Source organism: Niveibacterium sp. 24ML, assembly GCF_026586805.1.
Taxonomy (GTDB): domain Bacteria; phylum Pseudomonadota; class Gammaproteobacteria; order Burkholderiales; family Rhodocyclaceae; genus Niveibacterium.
Window position 1 is genome coordinate 214,845 of the sequence record NZ_JAPFHA010000003.1, and the last position, 20,796, is coordinate 235,640.

Genomic DNA, 20,796 nt, shown 5'->3' on the forward strand with positions numbered 1-20,796 from the left:
CAAGGGCCGCCCTAGTCCGGCCCTTTTCGTTTCTGGAGCTTGAGCATGAGCACGCTGCGCACGGACATGTCGGTCGCCCAACTCAACGCATGGAGCCCCGGTTGCTTGCCGGGCCACCACGGCTTCGAGGTGCTGGAACTGGAGCAGGGTCGGCTGATCGCGAAGTTGCCGCTCGGCCCGGAAGTCATGGCGCCGAATGGCTTCCTGCATGCCGCGAGCGTCGTGCTGCTTGCTGATTCCGCATGTGGATACGGCGCGATTGCGCATCTGCCGGAAGGTGCGAGCAACTTTACAACGATCGAACTGAAGACGAATTTTCTTGCGACGGCCAAAGAGGGCGAAGTGCTGTGCGAGGCGCGCGCTGTGCACCTGGGGCGCACGACACAGGTCTGGGATGCCGAGGTGCGTCGGCCTGACGGCACCCGGATCGCCTTGTTCCGCTGCACACAGATGATTCTTTGGCCTAAAGCCTGAGTGCTCTGCCACCTTGGCTGCGGCCGCGCGCGGGCCGGCGCAAGCGTGGAATCCGAAGTCGCATTTGATCCAGACGAAAAGATCGTCGCCTTGCTGCGCGCACACTGAGGCTCCCTGCCGCCGGCGAGCGTTTCGTTGCCCGCCTGCGACGCCACAGGAAAGGGCTGGGCATGCAGATTCATCAGGCCGACGTTGTCGTCGTCGGAGCCGGCGGCGCCGGACTACGGGCCGCCATCGCGGTCGCAGAACTTGACCCGCGTTTGCGGGTGGCACTGGTCTCCAAGGTTTATCCGATGCGCAGCCACACCGTGGCTGCCGAGGGCGGCTCCGCCGCCGTGGTCCAGTCGCATGACAGTCTCGAACACCACTTCCATGACACCGTAGCCGGTGGCGACTGGCTCTGCGAGCAGGATGTCGTCGACTACTTCGTCGCCCACTGTGCCGAAGAAATGGTGCAGATGGAGCACTGGGGCTGCCCCTGGAGCCGCAAGGAAGATGGCCACATCAACGTGCGCGCCTTCGGCGGCATGAAGATCGAGCGCACCTGGTTCGCCGCCGACAAAACCGGCTTCCACATGCTGCACACGCTGTTTCAGACCTCGATGAAGTACCCCTCTATCAAGCGTTTTGACGAGTACTTCTGCGCTGATTTGCTCGTGGACGAAGGGCGCTGCGGCGGCGTGGTGGCAATCGAGATCGCCAGCGGCGAGCTGGTGCAAATCCAGGCGCCGTCAGTCGTGCTGGCAACCGGTGGGGCGGGGCGCGTATTCCGCCAGAACACCAACGGCGGCATCGTCACCGGCGACGGCATGGCGCTCGCTTACCGCCACGGCGTGCCCTTGCGCGACATGGAATTCGTGCAGTACCACCCGACCTGCATGCCCGGCACCGGCTTGCTGTTCACCGAAGGTTGCCGTGGCGAAGGCGGGATTCTCACCAACCGCGATGGCTATCGCTACCTGCAGGACTACGGCCTCGGCCCGGCCGATCCGTGGCCGCGCAAGAAAGCGATGGAACTGGGGCCGCGCGACAGGCTTTCACAGGCCTTCTGGCACGAGGAACGCAAGGGCCGCACGATTGACGGCCCGCACGGCTCGGTCGTGAATCTGGACTTGCGCCACCTGGGCGAGAAGAAGCTGCGCGAGCGCTTACCGCAGATCTGCGAGCTGGCCGAAGAGTTCCTCGGTATCGATCCGGCCAAAGCACCGATTCCGGTGCGCCCGGCGGTGCACTACACGATGGGCGGCATTCTGGTTGATGGCGACTGTGCAGCGCCGCTACGCGGGCTGTTCGCCGCAGGCGAATGCTCCAGCGTCGGCATCCACGGCGCGAACCGCTTGGGGTCGAACTCGCTCGCTGAGCTGTGCGTGTTTGGCAAGGTGGCGGGTGAGTCTGCGGCGCGCTTTGCGCAAGACTCGGCGCCACTGCGCCGCAATCATCTGGCGGAACAGGCTTCCGATGTCGAAGCACGGGTTCGCGGCCTGATGCACAACCCTGGCACCGAGCGCATCGCCACGCTGCGAACCGAGATGGCCAAGACGATGGAGCAGGGCTGCGGCATCTACCGCCTCGGTGATGAGATGCAGGCCACCTGTGACAAGCTGGCCGAGCTGCGGGAGCGCTTCACTCGTGTGAAGCTGGACGACCAATCGCGTGTGTGGAACTCGGAATGGCTGCTCGCGATCGAGCTGGGCTACCAGCTTGAGGTCGCGCAAGCGATGGCGCATTCGGCGCTGCAGCGGCGCGAGTCACGCGGCGCGCACCAGCGCCTGGATGGCTACGAGGCGCGCGACGATGCGAACTACCTGAGCCACTCGCTGGCGATCTACAGCGGGCGCGATGCACCCCGCATCGACTACGGGCCGGTGAAGATCACCCACCTGCCGCCGGGCGTGCGCGCCTATGGCGCCGAGGGTGAGCGCGTCGAGCAGGAAAGGAGTGCCGCCGGTGTCTGAACAGGAAAAAATCATCGAGATCGAGGTACTGCGCTATCGCCCCGAGCAGGACGAAAAGCCGGTGCCGCAGGTCTTCAAGGTGCCCTTCACCGACGACATGTCAGTGCTGCAAGGCATCCAGTACATCAAGGACTGGCTCGACGGCACGCTCAGCTATCGCTGGTCTTGCCGCATGGCAATCTGCGGCAGCTGCGGGATGATGGTTGACGGTATTCCCAAGCTGGCCTGCAAGACTTTCCTGCGTGACTACTACCCGAACCGCGTGCGGATCGAGGCGCTGGCGCACTTCCCGATTGAGCGCGATCTGGTCGTGGTGGCAGATGATTTCATCGAGAAACTCCAGCGCATCAAGCCCTGGATCATCCCGAAGGAGGCGCGCACGCTGGAGCAGGGCGAGTACATCCAGACGCCGGCCGAGCTGGATGTCTACGAACAGTTCTCGTCGTGCATCAACTGCATGCTGTGTTACGCGGCTTGCCCGCAGTACGGCCTCAACGACAAATTCCTTGGCCCCGGCATCATCGCCCTGCTGCATCGCTACAACGCGGATTCGCGCGATGGCGGCGAGGCGGAGCGGATGCAGGAGATCCACGGCCACGAGGGGGTCTTTAACTGCACGGCGGTGGGCTATTGCTCCGAGGTTTGCCCGAAAGGTGTAGACCCGGCCAATGCGGTCAACGTGAACAAGACCAAGGTGGCGCAGGACTACTTCCTGCGATTCGTTCGCCCCAAAGCGAAGGGAGGCATGGAATGAACGCGCGACGCCCGTACAAGCGCCCGATGCCCGGCTGGTGGCGCAAGAACCCCTTCTTTGTCGAGTACGTGATTCATGAGGCCACGGCCTGTTTCGTGGCGGCCTACGCCTTCATCCTGCTAGCGGGCCTGGTGTGTCTTGCCATGGGTGAGCAGAGCTGGAACGCTTGGCTGGCGCAGGTGCGCAGCCCGATGGCGGTGCTCGCACACTTGATCATGCTGGTCGCAATCGCTTACCACAGCTACACGTGGTTCAGGATCATGCCGAAGACCTTGCCGCCCATCGTGATTGGTGGCAAGCGCATGTCGCCCGCTGCGATCACCGGTGGCGGCCTTGCCGCAGCAGCGGTGACGTCTTTGCTGATGCTTGGTCTTGCCTGGGGGGCTTTGTCATGAGCAAACGCAGCAACGAACCCATCTTCTGGCTGCTCTTTGGTGCGGGCGGCATGTTGTCGGCCTTGCTTGGCCCGGCGCTCGTGTTGATTACCGGCATTGCCGCGCCGCTTGGACTTGGCCTTTCGCCGGATGCGTTCAGCTACGACAAGGTCCATGCCGTGGCGGTGCATTGGCTTGGAAAGGGCTTCCTGTTCCTGGTGGTGAGTCTGTTCCTGTGGCACGCGGGCCATCGCATCTTTCACAGCCTGCATGACTTTGGCATCCACGCTGGCGCGCTTGCGCGGGCGCTCTGCTACGGCGTGCCGGCGGCTGCAACCGTGATTGCAGCGGCCGCGTTGCTGGCCATCGGTTTCTAGGGAAGGCCTGAATGAGTGGTTGCGACGGCGCATCGCTGCGTTGCGGCGTGCTCGCTCCCGCGCCTATCCCATTGATATGTCTTGGTCGCTGCGCGCGCCGCGCCTTGCGCTGCATCCCTCTCGCTCACTTATTTAGACCTTCCCTAGGGCGCTGCTGAGTCGCCTGTCAGCGTGAGGCCGCCTGCGCGCAGTGCGTCAGCGGTAGGGCCGGGCACTGCTTCGCGCGTCAGATGTTGGGTGTCGATCTCGGCCTGAAGCTTGTCTTTGCCGCCGAAGGCGCGCGTGTAACGCGAAACGGCGTCTGCGAGGATGGCCTTGCGAACCCGTTCAGACACGATGGGTTTCGCATCGAACATTCGATCGGGCACACCCAGCACTTGCTGCATCTTGCCGCGCCGATACACGACGGCACCCGGGTCCGGCTCGGTTACCGACGCGCCGCCGCCGTCACTCTGAATCGTCCGCATGCCGGCGATCACGCAGGTGCTTGCGTCGCCCGACTGGGCGCAGGCGAAGACCCATTTGCGGCCGCTGCCCAGCTCACGCCGCGTGGCCTGGCTGTCTTGCCAGGTCGGGAAGCGCACGCGTTCGGGGTCGAAGGACAAGCCAAGCAAGGGGTCGCTCATGGCGCTTGCGCCGCCATCGGCCATTGCGGGCCGGGCGCTCAGCAGGCACGCCAGCACGGCCCAGCGCAGCGCTTTACGGACGGTAGATTTCATACGCCACCTTCTCCTTGCGGTAGGCCGGGCCCGGATAGATCCCGGTGCCCTGGACGAAGTCCGATACCCAGGTTTCGCCGTTGTGCATCTGGATGTGACCAGCGGTCTGGCCGGCGGGCGGTTGCAACACCACGATGTCGCCTTTCTGCGGGACGTAGCCTGCCGCGTCCAGTTTGCTGAAGCCCAGGGCGGCAAGCTTGGGGCCGTAGTCTTTGGCGTAAGTCGGGCGCGGCGCGGGAATGGTGACGCCGCCGGCTTCGATCGCCAGCCGCACGTATCGGGCGCATTGCCCCTGGCTGCTTGCGTGAGCGTGGTCGTTGAGGCGTTTGACTGCGTCATCGATCCTGAATTGCGTGCTCGCGTTCGGGCTGGGCGTTGCGGGCGCCGCAGGAGCGCCGGCGCGTGGTGTTGCGGTGGCGTCCGGCGCGGGGCCGGGGGGCGGCGTCAGCATGAGAGCCAGCGTGCCCTCATCGGGTCGGGTCCAGTTGCTGCCAATCCCGGCCGGGCCGGGTATGCGTGCGCCTGCCATGTCTGTGACCTCCTGTACGCCGGGCACACGCCAGCGCAAGCGGCGCAGGTGTGCAACGGTTGGCGGAACGAACTGCCGATGGATCCAGCCGTGGATTCTGGCAGCAAGTGCCTGCACGGCGCCAGCGGCCAGACCCGCGACTTCGCCGGTCGAAGGCGGGCGCCGCGCGTGCAGCAAGGATCAGAGCGTGCGGGCGCGATGCACCGCTTCGCTTCGGCTTCGAATGCCGAGCTTCGAATAGATGTGGTTGATGTGCGTCTTGACGGTCGCAAGCGATACGTAGAGCCGGTTGGCGATCTGCTCGTTGGTGAATTGCTCGCCGATGAGCTGGAGGATCTCCCATTCTTTGGCGGTCAATCCAGCCGGCGGCGGCTCGGCGGACTCGGTTGAGTCGGCCGCGTCTTCGCTGCTGGGCGCGCGGCGCCGCTCGAGCATGCGCTGCACGAGTTCGCGGAGGAAGTTGCGTGTCAGTGAGTCGCCCGCGAGCGAGGGTTCGGTGAGCAGGCTTTCCAGCGGGCCGAGCGCGCGTGGCGCCAGCCATAGCCAGTCGAGTCGGTCATTGTGTGCGCTGGCAATGCGCACGGCTTCGAGCAGCAGGCCGCTGTCGCCTGAATCGAGCGCAAGGATGCGGCGCCCGAGGATGGCCAGATCCTTGGCGCCGCCGCCCTCGAGCCGCTCGACAATCGCGAGAACCGCAGCCGCGTCGGCGGATTCACCCGCAAGCAGGCGGGCCGCGGCGCACAGCAGATCGCGCCGGTCGCGGTAGATGCTTGGCGGCCACGGTTCTGCCAGGGCACGCGCCGCCAGTTCGAGCAGGGCGTCGTGCCGGGCTTCGCGCGCGCGCGCCCAAATGCGTGGCAGCAGGGCTTCGGCGCGCCACTTTACGCAGAGGAAGCGCTCGGCCAGTTGGGATTCAAGCCAGGCGACGCCATCGCTGGCGGCGTCGTTGTCGCCCTCGACCAGCGACGCAATGGTTTGCAGGGTGCCGTAGGTGAAGCTCCAGTAAGCGCCGTAGGTGCAGGCGGCCTCGGTGCCGGCGGGTAGCAGCCGGCGGGCGGCGCCCGCATCGAGCCGTCGCAACTGGATCATTGCTTCAAGTCGCAGGCTGGGGTCCAACGCGGTGGCGGACTCCAGCCCCGAGGTACGGATGCGTTTGCGGCGCTCGATGGACCACCGGAGTGCGGTGTCAAGGTCGCCGGATTCGAGCGCCAGCGAGGCGCGCCGGTGCAGCGCTTCGAACTGCAGCCAGTCGAGTCGGTCGCGGTCGGCGCAGGCGAGCATGTAGGTGAGGCGGCTCTGCGCATCGGCGAAATCGCCCATCGCAAAGGCGCAGCCTGCCGCGATGTGCTGCGCCAGCGCAAAGGCCGGGTGCAAGTCTTCCTGCAAGGCTTCGAGCGCCTTGGTGGCGTGCGCCATGGCGCATTCGAAGCCGTCGTACTGGTAGGAAATGGATGCTGCCAGTGCACGCGCCTGGGCTGCGATGGCGGCGTCTTCGTGCTCGCAAAGCTGGGCGATCTGGGCGTCGGCCTCATGCGGCAGCTTGGTGACTTCAACTTTCCAGGCGGCCTCAAGCAGATTGCGCGCCGTGTGGTGGGTTTCGGTGGCCGTTGCGTCGAGAAGCGTGCGCAGCAGGGGGCGGTTGCGGTCAAACAGCAAACGCCAGCCGGCTTGCTCGATGACGCTCAGGCAGAGCGCGGTGTCACCGGCGTCGAGCGCGAGCAGGGCGGCGGGGCGGTGTTCGCCGCGTGCCAGCAAGGCTGTGGTGCCAGCGTCAAGCGCGCTGCGCCAGGCGTGCGGATCGCGCTTGCGCCAGGCCGCAACCAGGTAAGGGCGATAACGGGCGGCGAGCATCACACCCCCGCCTGCGTTGCAAAGTGGCCCGGCCAGCGTTGCAACCGATAGCAAGGTGGCGTCGGCTTGCGCGCGAGCGCCCACGCCCAGGGCCATCAACCATTCCGGGCGCGATTCCGGCAGCAGCGCGGAGCGGCCAAGATCGGCAAGTTGGGTGTCGTCCAGCGCATCGAGCCAGGCCTGCTCAAGCCAGCGTGCGAGTTCCTCGTCCCACGGGGCGTCAGGGTGCAAGGCAGCCTGGCACGCGCCCCACCAGCCTGCCCAGGATTCCGCCGTGCCGCCCAGCCCGGCGGCGCGCCACTCGTCTTGCGAGAGTGCCAGGTGATGGGCGCTCAGTGCGGACAGCCGGCCCTGCGAGCGCCAGAGTGCGATTGGCAGGTGGTTTGCGTGACGGCCAGCGATGATCACGCGGGCGCTGCGCGGCAAGGCTTCGATGGTGGCCGCCAGCGCTTGTGCGGCCAGGGTGTCGAGCCGCTCCGCGCTGTCGATCAGCAAGAGTCCGCCATCGCCGATTTCACTGCCTGCAAGCTCAAGCGCCCCGGGCAGCAAGGCCGTGGCACAGTCGATCCATGCCCGCGTCTGGGGCCAGTCGGACCAGAAACCGCGCAAGGCGCAGGTCTTGCCAAAGCCGCCCGGTGCAAGCACGGTCACGAGCGGCCGCTGGAGCCCCGCAGCCAGGGCCGCGTTAACGTGTGGCCGGGGCATGTCGGGGCGGAACGGGGCGGGGGGGTGGAGGTCTTCCATCTGCATCGGTACATCGTACCGCGACAATCAACCTCAGGGTTTGACGACTTCGTGACCACGGCGGCGGAGCATCCATGCCATCGAACAACCGGGGCAAAGATCATGACGCGGGATGAAATACGGCAGGCGGCACAACTTGAATTCGCTGCCAGTGGGAAGGAGATCCGGATCGGATCGGAGGCCGACTTGCCCTTGCCGCTGGCCGAACTGCTGGTGCTCGACGCGACACATCCGCAGGTGCTCGAAGCCCACCAAGGTGGCCTGACTGGATTCGTCTATCGCCTGCGCACCGAAACAGGCGACTGGAACATCAAGAAGGCGCGTTCAAGCAGTCTGGTGCAGAACCCGGACGGCCAGACTTCTTTTCTTAACGAGGTTCAGCGGCGCAGCGAGTTCGAAGCCGCTGCCGATCGCCCGGCTGGCATCGTGCGTACCCGGTACGCGTCTTTTCAGCAGCGGCTCATCGTGTCGGACTGGATTGACGGCCAGATCCCCAAATTCTGGGACGAACGCCGCTTGAGCAGCCTGTTCGACTTGCTGGTCGATCTGCACCTGCGTGGATTCTTCGAATGGGATGTCTCGAGCGGGAACCTGATCGACGACGGCAATCGGCTGTGGATGTTTGATTTTGGCTACATGTACCGCTTCGATCCGAAAGTCGACTTCAATTCAAACGGGCAGGCGGCCGCGTTGTTTCACCCCGCCGAGCGTTTTGAAACGCGCAGCTACTTCGCGGCGCTGCTGGAAATCGAGTCGCGTGAAGGGCAGGATGCGGCGTTGCGGGCATTCGTGCTGGAGAAAGAGATCGCCCTGGCCGCCTACCAGCGCTTGATTGCAGAACTGCGCAAGCAAGGGGCCGAGGCGTCGGTCATCAACTGGCTGGGGGGCTTTGCCCGCCGCTGGCAGCAGGCGTTGTCTGCCGACCCCGCGGCGCTATACCTTGCTGAGGGTTGGCGCTCTCATCGGCTGGATCTTGATGACGACCTGCGCGGGCAGACCTGCACCCGCCGCACCCTTGCCCGCACCGACTGGCTGATAGAGGCTGTGAGCAAGCATTACGATGCGCTGGTGAGCCTGGATGCGTTGTTCTGGCACGACGCCGGCCTGACGCGCGATGCGCTACGCCAGCAACTTGTGATTGATCGCCGCAATGCCGAAGGCTGGCAGGTGGCGGTTCAGTAGGGTGAGGCAAACGATGCGCTTTTCATTCAAGGCCGTGCTGTTCGACATGGACGGCACCATCACCGATAGCACGCCGTTTCATGATCTGGCCTGGGATCAGTTTGCCAAGGCGCACTTGGGGGCCGGCATCACGCCCGGCGATCCCCGCCTGGTGGCTGGGCGCACCGCCGATGTGATCTGCGCGCTGCTCGGGCGCGAGGTGGCGGGCGAGGCGGCGCAGCGTCTGCACGACGACAAGGAGCAGCGCTTTCAAGCCATTGCGCACGGCAAGCTCAAGCCGATCAATGGCCTGGGCCACTACCTTGCCTTGCTGGCCGAGCGCGGGATTCCAGCAGCACTGGTGACCAACGCGCCGCGCATCAACATCGATTTCACGCTCGCCCAGCTGCGCCTTGAAAACGCGTTTGAAGTGCTGCTCGGGGCCGAAGACGTTTTGCGTGGGAAGCCGCACCCCGATCCCTTCCTTGAAGCCTGCCGGCGCCTTGGCGTGGCGCCTGAAGCGGCTTTGGTGCACGAGGACTCAGGGCTTGGCATCCGGGCCGGCGTTGCTGCGGGGGCGCCGGTCGCGGCCTTGCTGACCGGGCTCTCCGCCACCGCCGCGCGGCAGGCCGGCGCCCGTTGGGTTGCGCGCGACTACGATGACTGGTGCACGCAGATCGCCGCGGCCATTGCGTGACGGATTGCCCGAAAATTAGGCAATCGACAAAAAGCCAATCCGCTCATGGGCTTGTGTGCGCCGTACAGGGCTTATCCACAGGAGCGCACACACCTTCTGTGGAGACTTCCTACCAGCGAAGTCCGAGGGCTTGGAAGGCGATGCTCAGACAGAAGAGGGGGCCGACCCAAAGGTAGCGAACATCCTCGAAAAACGATGGCTTCTTGCCTTCGATTTTGTGGCCGATGAACTGACCGATCCACGCCAGCACGAAAACGAGGGCCGATGCCGTCAGCACATGCTCGCCCAGCGCCCAGGCCAGGCTCAGCGCAATTGCACTCACGGGCGTCATCGCCAGCAGGAAGGGGATCGAAAGCCGGGCGTAGTACGCAAGGCTGGCCGCCACGAATGCGATGGCCAGCCACGCTGAAGCGGCCCAGAGCAGGCCAATCAGACTGAGCAGTATCAGCGGAATGCAGACCAGGTGAATGCGTTCGTTGGTGTGGTTGCGGTGGCTTTCGGCGTAGTGCGAGAGCAACTGGTCGACTTCTCGATGGGGCTGTTCCGGGGGCAAGGGGCGGATCATGGCGTCTCCTGTCGCGCGTCGGGAAGTTCTGCGGGCGCGCCGATCTGGTTCTGGATGCCGCGCAAGCGCGGGGAAAGCTGAGCGAAGTCAGATTGCGGGGTTTCCACGGTAGTCGCCGCCCCGTTTTTGGCGGATGATGCCACCCATCATGAATTGGCCGGGTCAATTGCCTCCGCGGAAAGACTGGGAACTGCGACGCTTGACGTCTGCAGACGCGTTGGCCATTGCAGACCATTGGCGCGCCTTGCCCTCGGGGTCGCGTTACAGCCGATTCGGCCACATTCTTCCGGACGCTACCCTTGAGCGATTCGCGGAAGATCTTGATTTCGACACCGATCTGTTTTGTGGCGCGTTTTCGCCCGAAGGGGATCTGGTTGCCCTCGTGCAGGCCGCGCCCGAATGGGACGGCGCGTGGGAGCTGAGTTTCTCGGTCCTGCCACGGGTTCAGCGCAAGGGGCTGGCGCGTCGTTTGGGGGATCGCATCCTCAGGATGCTCGCCGCGCAGGGCGCCCGGCGTGTGCGCATGTGCTGTCTGGCGTCGAATCAGGCAATGGCCCAACTTGCTGCAGCGCTTGGCTTTGCCCTGCAACGTGAGAGCACGTTCATTCGCGGCGAGTGCGAACTGGTCCCGCCGAACGTTCGTGGATTGCGACCAGGACAACGCGAGCGTTTGCGCGGCATCTAGCCTCACTGCGCCTCGCAGATTTGTCAGGCAAAATAAATCTGGCGTTTCTTGCAGATCGTGGCATAATTCGCCCCCTCGTCTCGGCTGCCGGTAGGTTTTGTTTCCGGCACGCATCGATTTCCAGCTTCCCGTCGTTTCCGGACTCTCCCGTTCGACATACCCGGTTGGCATCGATGTTTATTGCGATGCGCCATCCCGGGTTGCCCTTGGCAAGCCCTCATTGGCTCTGCGCCACTGGATCAGATTTCTGGTTCATGCGTCGAGGCGGCCTTTTGTTTGCCTGAATTGGAGAATTGAATGTCCGAAAACGGATTTGCTGCCCTTGGCCTTGGCCAGACGCTTGAAGCCACCCTTGCATCGCAAGGCCTGACCGAACCCACCCCCATCCAGCAACAAGCCATCCCGATGTTGCTCGAAGGCGCCGACCTGATCGCGTCGGCCCCCACCGGTACCGGCAAAACCGCTGCTTTTCTGCTGCCTGCACTCGTTCGCCTGACTGCAGCCCCCAAGATCAAGAGCACGGGCCCGCGCGTGCTGGTTCTGACGCCGACGCGCGAGCTGGCCCAGCAGGTTGCGAACGCGGCCAAGCAGTTCTCCCGTCAGCTCAATCGTGTCAAGACGGTGTGTGTGACCGGTGGCGAGTCTTACCGCGAACAGAACCGTGCGATCTCGGCACCGCACGAAATCATGGTTGCAACGCCTGGTCGCCTGATGGATCAGATGCAATCCGGCCGTCTCGATTTCTCGCGCCTTGAAGTGCTGGTGCTCGACGAGGCAGACCGCATGCTGGACATGGGTTTCTCTGACGATGTGATGACCATCGCGTCGAAGCTGCCGGCCGACCGCCAGACCGTGTGCTTCACCGCCACGATGTCGCGCACCGTGCTGCAACTCTCGCAGCAGTTGCAGAAGAGCCCGAAGACACTGGAAGTGAAGGCTGAAGTCGCCCGCACCGAAGCGATCGACCAGCATGTGATCTTTGTTGATAATTTTGGCCACAAGCGCCGCCTCCTGAGCCACTGGCTCAATGGCGAAGCGAGCGGCCAGGCCGTGGTGTTCACCTCCACCAAGCGTAGCGCCGATGAGTTGGCCGCAGCGCTCGACGCCGAAGGTCACGCCACGGCGGCCTTGCACGGTGACCTGCAACAGCGCCAGCGGACCCGTATGCTCAACCAGCTTCGGCGCGGTGAAGTGCGGGTGCTGGTTGCCACCGACGTCGCAGCGCGCGGTATCGACGTTCCGGCAATCACCCATGTTTTCAACTTTGATCTGCCGCGTTTCGCGGAAGACTATGTGCACCGCATCGGTCGTACCGGCCGCGCCGGTGCGAACGGCACTGCCGTGTCCTTCGTGGGTCGCGACGATGTTGGCGCGCTGCGCGGGATCGAGCGCTTCATTGGCCGTCCGGTCAAGATCAGCGAAGTTGAAGGCATGGTTGCCGACTTCAAACCCGGCGCACGTGGCGATGGCCGCCGCCCGGCGCCCCGCAAGTGGGACGAGCGTCGCCCGCAAGGCGAGCGCCGCGAAGGGCGTCCGTTCGGTGATCGCAACTTCGGTGACCGCCGTCCGCAAGGTGAGCGCAGTTTTGGCGATCGTCGCCCCTTCGCCAGTGAGCCGCGTGCGTTCGGTGACCGCGCACCGCGTGGCGAGTCTTTCGGCAACAGCGAGCGCCCGGCCAGCCGCGATGTTTATCCGAAGCGCGAAGCCTTCCGCCGCGACGACAGCGCGCCGCGCAGTTTCGGCGACCGTCCGCGCGAAACCGCGCCGTACGGTGAGCGTCCGCAGCGCGAGGCCCGCGCCGGTGCAGAACGTAGCTTTGGCGACCGCCGGCCGGAGGCGCCCCGCAAGAGCTGGGGTGACAGCAAGCCCTTCGGATCGAGCGAGCGGCCGCGTCGCAAGTTCGACTGAGCCTTGATGCAGTGCCTGAAGGCCGGGATCAGATCCCGGCCTTTTTCGTTAACGCGGTGTCTCACCTGAGCGATTGGTGCCGCCCGTTCGCTGTGATTGGCTCTCGCCATCGCGCTGCGCGGGCGCTAGGCTGGCCAATTCGACTCAATGCGACGTTTCGTTGCTGGATGCGTGAATGACTGACCCGAACCGAGAAGTTGATCTGGCTGGCGTGCGGGATGTGGCCTGCATGTTCCCTGACGTGAACGCCGTTCCACGCGGCAAGATCCGGCCAGCCGCAGATTTTGCCGGTGGTGTGGAGTTGCGCATCGCGGAAGCGATCGGGTTGCACACGATCGATGGCAATTACCCGGACGACGACATCACCGGCGATTCCGACCAGGACGTGCGACTCGTCCCCGACTTGCGCAGCCTGCGGGTATTGCCCTGGCGCCCGAGCCGCGCCATCGCGATTCATGATGCGGTTCATTTCGACGGCAGGCCCTCTGATTTTGCGGCGCGTGCGGTTTTGCTGCGGGTGATGGAGGCATACCGTGCGCAGGGGTTGTCGGCGGTGGTTGCGCCGGAAATCGAGTTCTATCTGTTCGACCGCAACGATCGGATCGAGGCGGGCTTCGAAGCGCCGCGCGGGCGGGGCGGTGTGCGGGAACAAAGCCCGGCAGGCTACAGCCTCGATGCGGGCAATGAACACGCGGCGTTCTGGGATGAACTTGCCGCTGCACTGGTACAGCTTGGCGTGCGAACCGATACCTGGTTGCATGAGGTCGGGCAATCGCAGTACGAGATCAACCTGTTGCACGGTGATCCGCTCGATCTGGCGGATCAGGTCATCTATTTCAAGATGGCGCTGCGCGAGATCGCGGCGCGCCACGGCCTGCTCGCGGTCTTCATGGCCAAGCCTGTTGCCGGCCAGCCGGGCAGTTCGATGCATTTGCATCAGAGCGTGGTGGATGCGGCCGGTCGCAACATTTTTGCGGATGCGGCAAGCGGCGCCGATACGCAGGCCTTCGATCATTACATCGGCGGCCTTCAGCGCTACATGCCTGATCTGATGCTGTTCTTTGCGCCTTACGTGAATTCGTGGCGGCGATATGTCGTCGGTTCGCAGGCGCCTGTGAACCTTGAGTGGGCCGAGGATAACCGTACGGTAGCCCTGCGTGTGCCGACCTCCGGTGCGTCCGCTCGGCGGGTCGAAAACCGCCTGGCCGGCAGCGATGCAAATCCTTACCTGGTGATCGCGGCCTCGCTGGCGTGCGGCCTGCGGGGCATTCGTGAGGGGCTGCCGCGCCGGGAGTCGATCGGCGCACGCTCAGCGTATTCCTACCCGCGGGAATTGCCCTTGGGCATCGAGGATGCCATTGCGCGTTTGCAGAACAGTGAAAGTGCGGCCCAGGCCTTGGGGGCGGGCTTCTTGCGGGCCTATTGCGGCGTGAAGCAGACCGAGTTCAATGCCTTCATGGGTGAGATTGGCGCCTGGGAGCGAAGGCATCTCGCCTTGCAGGCATGAATGAAAAAGGGGCCAGAATCATCCGGCCCCTTTTTCCATCTACCAGCGGAAAATCAGAACTTCAGCAAACGTGCGCTCAGCGCAGGAACCTTGAACGAGTAGACGCCGTCCGTCGCGCTGACGGCACTTGCGTCTTCCAGGTCAGTCAGGCCGCTGTCGATCCCGCCGATTGCTGCCTTGTCGAGTTTGATGCTCGCTTCGCTGGTGCCGGTGTTCATCACCAGCAGAACGCGGTTGCTGCCTGCGTCCTTGCGGTCGACGTAAACGGTGCTGTTGGCGAACACGTGGGTACGCGAGCCATAGGCGAGCGCCGGGTTGGTGTCGCGCAGCGCCCACAGCGTTGCAACATAGTTCTTCAGATTGCTCTGGCGTGCGTTGAGCGCACCCACCGCGCCACCGACGGTCGTTGCCACGCCATCGATCAGCGCACTGCTGCGGCTGACATGGTCGTCGCACAGGCCGGCGTCGGCGCAGGTGGTGGGCGATTGTTGCGTGGAGAAGCCTGGCACTTCCTGCCCGATTTCGTCACCGTAGTACAGGGTGATCGGGCCGCTGTAGGCCGCCATGAATGCGAACGCGAGCTTGTGGCGGTTCCAGTAAGCGTCATCCGAAGGTTGTGCAATACCGCCACGCTGGAGCAGATCGCCGAAACGCACCAAGTCGTGATTGGTGAGCATCAGATTCGGAATTGCGTGGTTCGGGTAGCCCGCTTGAACCGTCGAGAACACTTCCTTCAAGGTGCTGGCAGGCTTTTTCCCCGTTCCGCTCTCTTCAACTGCGAGCGTTTGAACGAGGCGATAGCGGCTGGGGAAATCGAAGTTCGACAGCAAAGCGGGCGCGTTGGCAGGTCCGTAGCCCTTACTGGCAATGGTGCTTTCGCCATCCCAGATCTCGCCGACCATGTAACCGAGCGGATTCACGCTTGCACCGCTGGCATTGGTGTAGGTGACCGAGGCTGAGGCCTGCTCGACGGCAGCGCGGAGTTTTGTCCATTGATCGACCGGTACCTGATAGGCCTGATCGAGGCGCCAGCCGTCGATCTTCAGTTCCTTGATCCAGTAAGTGGCAACTTCTGCGTAGAAGTCATAGCTGCCCGGGTACGACACCGGGTTGGTGCCACCGGTCGGCGATTTGCCTGTGGGTGAGGCAAGCACGTTGTCTTTGTGGTGGCCGAATACCCCGTCAAAAAACACATACAGACCGCGCTTGTGGGCCTCATCTACGAGCGCTCTGGCGTCGTCCAGCGTGCCGAACTTGGGGTCGATCTTGAAGTAGTTGCTTGCGAAGTAACCGGTAGCATCCAGTCGGTCGGCCCACTTGTCTTGACCCGATTTCGGAATCGACTCAAATACCGGCGTCAGCCAGATGGCATTGACGCCCGTGCTCTTGATGTAATCGAGTGCGCTGATGATTCCCTTCAGGTCGCCTTTGTGGTGACTGGTGCCATAGCCGACGTTGTAGTCAGCCGACGCATCGCCGTCTACAAAAGACTCCACCATGATCTGGTAGGTGCGCAGGCCGCAGGCAGCGTTGGCCGTGCCCTTGAAGCAGGCAAGGCGGCTGTCTGCGGTGCCTGCTGCGGCGGAAATCGTAACGGTGCCGTCGGGTGTCGGCGTCGGGGTCGGCGTGGGGCTTGTCTCGCCACCACCGCCGCCACAGGCGGCCATGCATGCCGGCCATGAGGACCGCGAGGGCGACTTGCTTGAGATTGAAACTGCTCATGAATCGATTGCTCCTGAATGGTGTGGCGTCGGGCTGACCGGCCCGAGGTTCCTTGGCGCGCATGCTGGCCTCTAGTCCATGGCGCGCTTCGAATTGTGCGCAGTACGCTAAGCGTAAGCCGCGGACCCGTCTTGTCGCTTTTTGTGATTCTGCCGACTAGCTTGAGGCGGTGCGGCAGCCTTGATGCGTTCCGCGCGATTGCAGTAAGGCATCAAGCCGCGGCGCAAGTTCCGAAAGCCGCAGATTCCAGGTCGGCGCCAGCTTCAGATGGGGTGGAACTTCGCTGCCGAGGCGCTGGATCAGGATGGCGGGCGAGAGGCGTTCGACGAAATCGGCAAGCAGATCCAGGTAGGCATCCTCCTCAAACAACGGCACTGATTCCGGGTTGCGCTGCCAGGCGCGCGCGAGGGGGGTGCCGCGGACGAGTTGAAGCTGGTGAAACTTGATTGCGTTGATCGGCAGCGCTGACAACCGATCCGCGCCGATGAGCATGTCTGCTTGCGTCTCGCCTGGCAAACCGAGAATCAGATGCACGGTGATGAACAAGCCGCGTTGGGCTGCGCGGGTGATCGCATCTGCACTGCAGGTGAAATCGTGGCCGCGATTGACTTGTTCCAGGGCGGCGTCCGACGTGGACTCAACGCCGATTTCAAGCTCGATGTGGCGGGTTTGCGCGAGTTCTGCGAGGTAATCGAGCACTTCATCGGGCAGGCAGTCTGGGCGCGTGCCGATCGCCAGACCGCAGATGTCCGGGTGCGCCAGGGCGGCCTCATAGCATTCGCGCAGGCGCGCCATCTCGCCGTAGGTGTTGCTGTAGGACTGGAAGTAGGCAATGAAGCGATTGATTGCCGGGTAGCGACGGCGGAGGAAACCAAGTCCTGTCTCGATCTGCGCGTGAATGCCAGCGCGCACATCCAGATAGCCGGGCGTGAACCCCGCGTTGTTGCAAAAACTGCATCCGCCGGTGCCGACGCTGCCGTCACGATTCGGGCAGGTGAAACCGGCGGCGACGGATACCTTCTGGATACGGCCGCCGTGCTTGCGGGTAACCCAGTCGTTGTAGGCGTTGTAGCGGCGCGAGCCGAAGGGTGAGGCAGGGGCGGGGGAATTCATTGTGTGAATTCTCGCCGACCCGAGGGTGCGGCGCCTTGATCAGGGTGGGATCAAGGCGCAGTAGCACAGAGGGCTGGTGTTCAGCTGCGCTTGCGCAGCGTCATGCCCATGAGCCCAAGGCCGAGCGCCAGCAGGGCTGCGGTCGACGGAGCCGACACCGGGTTCTCGGTTGCAACGCCTTCGAAGATGAAGACCATGTCGTTGAAGTCACGATCGCTCTTGCTGCCATTGCCGAGCCAGGTGTCTTCGAAGCCGATCAGGAGACGGTTCGCGCCCAGATTCAGGGTGTAAGCCCGTGCGTGCACCGAATCGTCGTTCCAGCCGAGGGGATCGTCATTTGCGCTGGCTGCGCCGGTGAAGAAGTACTCGACATTGGGCAGGTTGATGCCGTCGTACACCAGGCGCTGTGTCTGCAGGCCAAATACCAGCTGGTTGCCGACAGTCAGGCCCGAGATGTCACGTGACATGCCGATCTGGGTTGCAAGGCAGGTATTGCCTGCTTTGGCTTGCGCGTACTGGCAGCCATCACGGGTCTGGAAGAGTTCGTTGCTGCCATTGACCGGGTTGTAGGTGCCCAGGTTGTTGGTGCCGCCGCTGGCGTAAATCGGGTTCCAGAAGGTATTCAGGTTCAGCGGGCCGTTGTCGCTGGCGAGGAACAGGCGCGAGTCGCGCGAGGCGCCGGTGCCCACATAGGTCACACGAACCTTGTCAGAGGTGGCAAACAGGCCAAGCGGAGCGCCCGGGCTGTTCTTCAGGTCGTTGAACTGGGCGAGCGTGATGAGGGATGCATCGAAGCGGCTGAACCACTCGGGCCCCATTTGTACTTGCGGGTTGGTGGTACTGCCGATCAGGCTGCTGATCGGGGCGGCAGTGGCGGTGCCCGCTGCACTGGCCGCGAGTGCCAGAAGGCCTGCGGCAATTTTGTTTTGCATGGTAATTTCCTCGGATGTGGTGAGCCTGTGACGGCGCCAGTCGCTTTACGCGGGGGGTGGTGCGGCACAGGCGGCGAAGCCGATGCCTCGCTGCCGCCAAGGCTAATCATCCCTTTCTTGCGCGGGTTGTTAAAAGCTGTGAATTGCCGCAAAGGTCGTGATTGCCGTCACGGTCTGCGGAACCTAAATCTTGCGACCCGACTCAGATGGCAGAATTTCCCACGAAAGCAGCCATGTCATCCCTTCGACTTGCCCTGACCGCTCTGCGCCGTGACATGCGCGCGGGGGAACTCAAACTCTTGATGGTGGCGCTGGTTCTCGCCGTTGCCAGCCTGAGCAGTGTTGCTTTTCTGACCGACCGGGTTGGCCGCGCGCTTGATCGTGATGCGAACCAATTGCTCGGTGGTGACTTGTTGATCGTTTCCGATCATCCGGTGCCACCAGCCTTTGAGGCTGATGCACGGGCGCGTGGGCTTGAGCGCGCGGAGACCTGGTTGTTTTCGAGCATGGTGACGGCGGCCGATCAGGCGCAACTTGCGGGTGTAAAGGCCGCGAGCGACAGCTACCCGCTGCGTGGTGGCTTGCGCTTGCGGGATCAGGTCGATGGGCCTGAACGCGGCGTCAAGGCGGCGCCGGCCCGTGGTGAGGTCTGGGTTGATGAGCGCTTGATCGGCATGCTCGGCATCAAGGTGGGTGATTCGGTGGGGGTCGGTCTGCTGCAACTGAAGGTTGCAGCAATCCTGAGCTACGAGCCGGATCGCGGCGCCAATTTCTTCGCCCTCGCACCCCGCCTGCTGATGAACCTTGCAGACGTGCCGGCCAGCGGCCTGGTTCAGCCAGGTAGCCGGGTGACCTACCGCGTGCATCTGGCGGGTTCGAGCGAATCGGTGGTGGGCTTCGAGGCGTTTGCAAAGCCGCGGCTTGGACGCGGCGAGGCGATCGAGTCGATCCAGAATGCGCGCCCCGAATTGCGCAACATGCTTGACCGTGCGCATCGCTTTCTGAGCCTTGCTGCGCTGCTTGCGGTGGTGTTGTCATCGGTTGCGGTGGGTCTGGCGACGCGGCGTTTCGTCCTCCGCCACCTTGATGGCTGTGCCGTGATGCGCTGCTTCGGCGCGACGCAGGCGGTGCTGCTGAGGGTGTATCTGGGTGAATTTGTGCTGCTGGGTTTGCTGGCGGCGCTGGTGGGGGCGGCGCTGGGCTTGGTTGTCCACTACGTACTCGCGTTCGCGCTGGCCGGCTTGATCGAGGCCGAACTGCCCGCGCCGTCCGTCTGGCCTGCAGTGCAGGGCATGCTCGCCAGCATGGTCTTGCTGCTGGGCTTTTCAATGCCGCAACTGATGCGCCTGGGGCGGGTGTCGACCCTGCGTGTCCTGCGTCGTGAGTGGGCGGCATTCGAGACCGCCGGGGCCGCAAGCTGGCTGGCGGCAGGTGTCGCCTTGGCGGCGCTGATGCTCTGGGTGGCGGGGGATTGGCGTCTGGGGGGCTGGGTTGCCGGTGGCTTCGCGGCGGCTCTGCTGGTTTATGCGCTGATCGCCCGTGCCGTGATCGGGCTCTTTGCCCATGCGCGACGTCTGCCCGGTGCGGCGGGCGGCGGCTGGCGCTATGGCCTGGCTTCGCTGGGGCGGCGCTCGGCGGGCGCCACGGTGCAGGCGGTGGCCTTGTCGCTGGGGCTGACGGCGATGTTGCTGCTTTCAGTGGGCCATAGCGACTTGCTCGACGGCTGGCGGAAGAAAGTACCGCCAGAAGCGCCGAACCGCTTTGCAGTCAACATTCAACCGGATCAGCTCGACGGAATCCGGCAGCGATTCGTAGCCGAAGGGCTGCCACCGCCCGAGTTGATGCCGATGATCCGCGGGCGCCTGGTTGCCATCAACGGGGTGGCGGTTGACCCGAGCCGCTATGAAGAAGGCCGCGCGCAGCGCCTGGCCGAGCGGGAATTCAACCTGAGCCATTCAGACCGGATTCAGGTGGGCAACCGCATCGTCGGGGGCACTTGGCACGGTGCCAGCACCCAAGCCGAATGGTCGGTCGAGCAGGGGATCGCGAAGACCCTCGGCCTCAAGTTGGGCGACCGCCTGCGCTTCGAGGTTGGCGGCACGATGGTGGAGGCGCCGGTGACCAGCCTGCGTGGGCTGGAGTGGGATTCGATGCGGGTGAATTTCTTTGTGGTCGGCTCGCCGGGTTTGCTGGCGGGGCAGCCCACCAGCTACATCACCAGCTTTCACCTTCCGCCGGGGCATCCCGGCTTTACCGCGGGCTTGTCCCGCGCTTACCCGAACCTGACCGTGATCGACGCGTCGGCCTTGCTGGCGCAAATGCAGGACACCATGGAGGTGCTGATTCGCGCGGTGAAGCTTGTATTTGGGCTGGCGCTGGTGGCAGGGCTGGTCGTGATGGCGGCGGCACTGCAGTCGACCCACGATGAGCGGGCGCACGAATTGGCGGTATTGCGCACTTTGGGGGCCCGCGATGGCCAGCTCCGGCGTGCCTTGCTGGCTGAGTTTGCGGCGTTGGGGCTGGTGGCCGGGGGCCTTGGTGCGTTCGGCGCGCTTGGAATCGGTTGGGCCCTGGCCACGCAGGTGTTCCAGTTTGCCTTCAGCCCGAGCCTGCTTTCGTTTGCCGCAGGGGGCCTGGCGGGTGTGGCCGCGGTGGTGCTGGCGGGCTGGGCGGGTACGCGCGGCGTGATGCGCACACCGCCGCTTGTGAGCTTGCGCGCCCTCGCCTGA

18 protein-coding genes are annotated in these 20,796 nt (G+C 64.2%); 11 read left to right on the forward strand and 7 right to left on the reverse strand.

From position 1 onward, the window contains the following. The first annotated feature begins 45 nt into the window (after positions 1-45). From OPU71_RS04075 to frdD, 5 genes are all read left to right on the forward strand, one after another. The gene (locus OPU71_RS04075) at positions 46-474 is read left to right on the forward strand and encodes a PaaI family thioesterase (protein ID WP_267725176.1); all 429 of its coding nucleotides are present in this window, start codon (positions 46-48) and stop codon (positions 472-474) included. Between the two features lie 170 nt (positions 475-644). Further along, complete coding sequence (gene frdA, locus OPU71_RS04080; RefSeq protein ID WP_267725177.1) at positions 645-2,429, forward strand: fumarate reductase (quinol) flavoprotein subunit; 1,785 nt, start codon at positions 645-647, stop codon at positions 2,427-2,429. Then, positions 2,422-3,183 carry a succinate dehydrogenase/fumarate reductase iron-sulfur subunit gene (locus OPU71_RS04085; RefSeq protein WP_267725178.1) on the forward strand — a complete coding sequence of 254 codons (762 nt, stop codon included), beginning with the start codon at positions 2,422-2,424 and terminating at the stop codon, positions 3,181-3,183. The genes frdA and OPU71_RS04085 overlap by 8 nt, the downstream gene beginning before the upstream one ends. Beyond that, positions 3,180-3,578 carry a fumarate reductase subunit C gene (locus OPU71_RS04090; RefSeq protein WP_267725180.1) on the forward strand — a complete coding sequence of 133 codons (399 nt, stop codon included), beginning with the start codon at positions 3,180-3,182 and terminating at the stop codon, positions 3,576-3,578. Before OPU71_RS04085 ends, OPU71_RS04090 begins: the two co-directional genes overlap by 4 nt. After that, positions 3,575-3,934 carry a fumarate reductase subunit FrdD gene (gene frdD, locus OPU71_RS04095; RefSeq protein ID WP_267725182.1) on the forward strand — a complete coding sequence of 120 codons (360 nt, stop codon included), beginning with the start codon at positions 3,575-3,577 and terminating at the stop codon, positions 3,932-3,934. Before OPU71_RS04090 ends, frdD begins: the two co-directional genes overlap by 4 nt. A 143-nt stretch (positions 3,935-4,077) precedes the next feature. On the opposite strand, the gene OPU71_RS04100 is transcribed toward frdD, so the two are convergent. From OPU71_RS04100 to OPU71_RS04110, 3 genes are all read right to left on the reverse strand, one after another. Then, positions 4,078-4,653: a hypothetical protein gene (locus OPU71_RS04100; RefSeq protein ID WP_267725184.1), complete on the reverse strand. Its 576-nt coding sequence runs from the start codon at positions 4,651-4,653 to the stop codon at positions 4,078-4,080. After that, a complete protein-coding gene (locus OPU71_RS04105) occupies positions 4,634-5,182 on the reverse strand; it encodes a hypothetical protein (RefSeq protein ID WP_267725186.1) in 549 nt (182 codons plus the stop codon). Before OPU71_RS04105 ends, OPU71_RS04100 begins: the two co-directional genes overlap by 20 nt. A 180-nt stretch (positions 5,183-5,362) precedes the next feature. Then, the gene (locus OPU71_RS04110; protein WP_267725188.1) at positions 5,363-7,684 is read right to left on the reverse strand and encodes a helix-turn-helix transcriptional regulator; all 2,322 of its coding nucleotides are present in this window, start codon (positions 7,682-7,684) and stop codon (positions 5,363-5,365) included. 195 nt (positions 7,685-7,879) lie between these two features. Between OPU71_RS04110 and OPU71_RS04115 the strand changes: the two genes are divergently transcribed. Together OPU71_RS04115 and OPU71_RS04120 are read left to right on the forward strand one after the other, a co-directional pair. After that, positions 7,880-8,959: a hypothetical protein gene (locus OPU71_RS04115; protein WP_267725190.1), complete on the forward strand. Its 1,080-nt coding sequence runs from the start codon at positions 7,880-7,882 to the stop codon at positions 8,957-8,959. Between the two features lie 13 nt (positions 8,960-8,972). Next, positions 8,973-9,635 (forward strand): HAD family hydrolase, encoded by a 663-nt coding sequence (locus OPU71_RS04120; protein ID WP_267725193.1) that lies wholly within the window; start codon positions 8,973-8,975, stop codon positions 9,633-9,635. Positions 9,636-9,744: 109 nt separating this feature from the next. Here the strand turns inward: OPU71_RS04120 and OPU71_RS04125 are convergent, their stop codons facing one another. Continuing rightward, positions 9,745-10,200: a DUF962 domain-containing protein gene (locus OPU71_RS04125; RefSeq protein WP_267725195.1), complete on the reverse strand. Its 456-nt coding sequence runs from the start codon at positions 10,198-10,200 to the stop codon at positions 9,745-9,747. Positions 10,201-10,399: 199 nt separating this feature from the next. Between OPU71_RS04125 and OPU71_RS04130 the strand changes: the two genes are divergently transcribed. The 3 genes from OPU71_RS04130 (at position 10,400) to OPU71_RS04140 (ending at position 14,300) form a co-directional block, all read left to right on the forward strand. Next, positions 10,400-10,885: a GNAT family N-acetyltransferase gene (locus OPU71_RS04130; RefSeq protein WP_267725197.1), complete on the forward strand. Its 486-nt coding sequence runs from the start codon at positions 10,400-10,402 to the stop codon at positions 10,883-10,885. Positions 10,886-11,182: 297 nt separating this feature from the next. Further along, positions 11,183-12,793 carry a DEAD/DEAH box helicase gene (locus OPU71_RS04135; protein WP_267725199.1) on the forward strand — a complete coding sequence of 537 codons (1,611 nt, stop codon included), beginning with the start codon at positions 11,183-11,185 and terminating at the stop codon, positions 12,791-12,793. 175 nt (positions 12,794-12,968) lie between these two features. After that, complete coding sequence (locus OPU71_RS04140) at positions 12,969-14,300, forward strand: glutamine synthetase family protein (protein WP_267725201.1); 1,332 nt, start codon at positions 12,969-12,971, stop codon at positions 14,298-14,300. Positions 14,301-14,353: 53 nt separating this feature from the next. Here OPU71_RS04140 and OPU71_RS04145 read toward each other — a convergent pair whose 3' ends face one another. The 3 genes from OPU71_RS04145 to OPU71_RS04155 form a co-directional block, all read right to left on the reverse strand. Continuing rightward, on the reverse strand, positions 14,354-15,967 hold the full coding sequence (locus tag OPU71_RS04145; protein WP_267725204.1) for an alpha-amylase family protein: 1,614 nt from the start codon (positions 15,965-15,967) through the stop codon (positions 14,354-14,356). 211 nt (positions 15,968-16,178) lie between these two features. Then, entirely contained in the window at positions 16,179-17,135 is a 957-nt protein-coding gene (locus tag OPU71_RS04150) for a TIGR01212 family radical SAM protein (RefSeq protein ID WP_267725206.1), read from the reverse strand. Positions 17,136-17,215: 80 nt separating this feature from the next. Beyond that, complete coding sequence (locus tag OPU71_RS04155; RefSeq protein ID WP_267725209.1) at positions 17,216-18,067, reverse strand: DUF4114 domain-containing protein; 852 nt, start codon at positions 18,065-18,067, stop codon at positions 17,216-17,218. A 233-nt stretch (positions 18,068-18,300) separates the two neighbouring features. Between OPU71_RS04155 and OPU71_RS04160 the strand changes: the two genes are divergently transcribed. Further along, a complete protein-coding gene (locus tag OPU71_RS04160; protein WP_267725211.1) occupies positions 18,301-20,796 on the forward strand; it encodes an ABC transporter permease in 2,496 nt (831 codons plus the stop codon).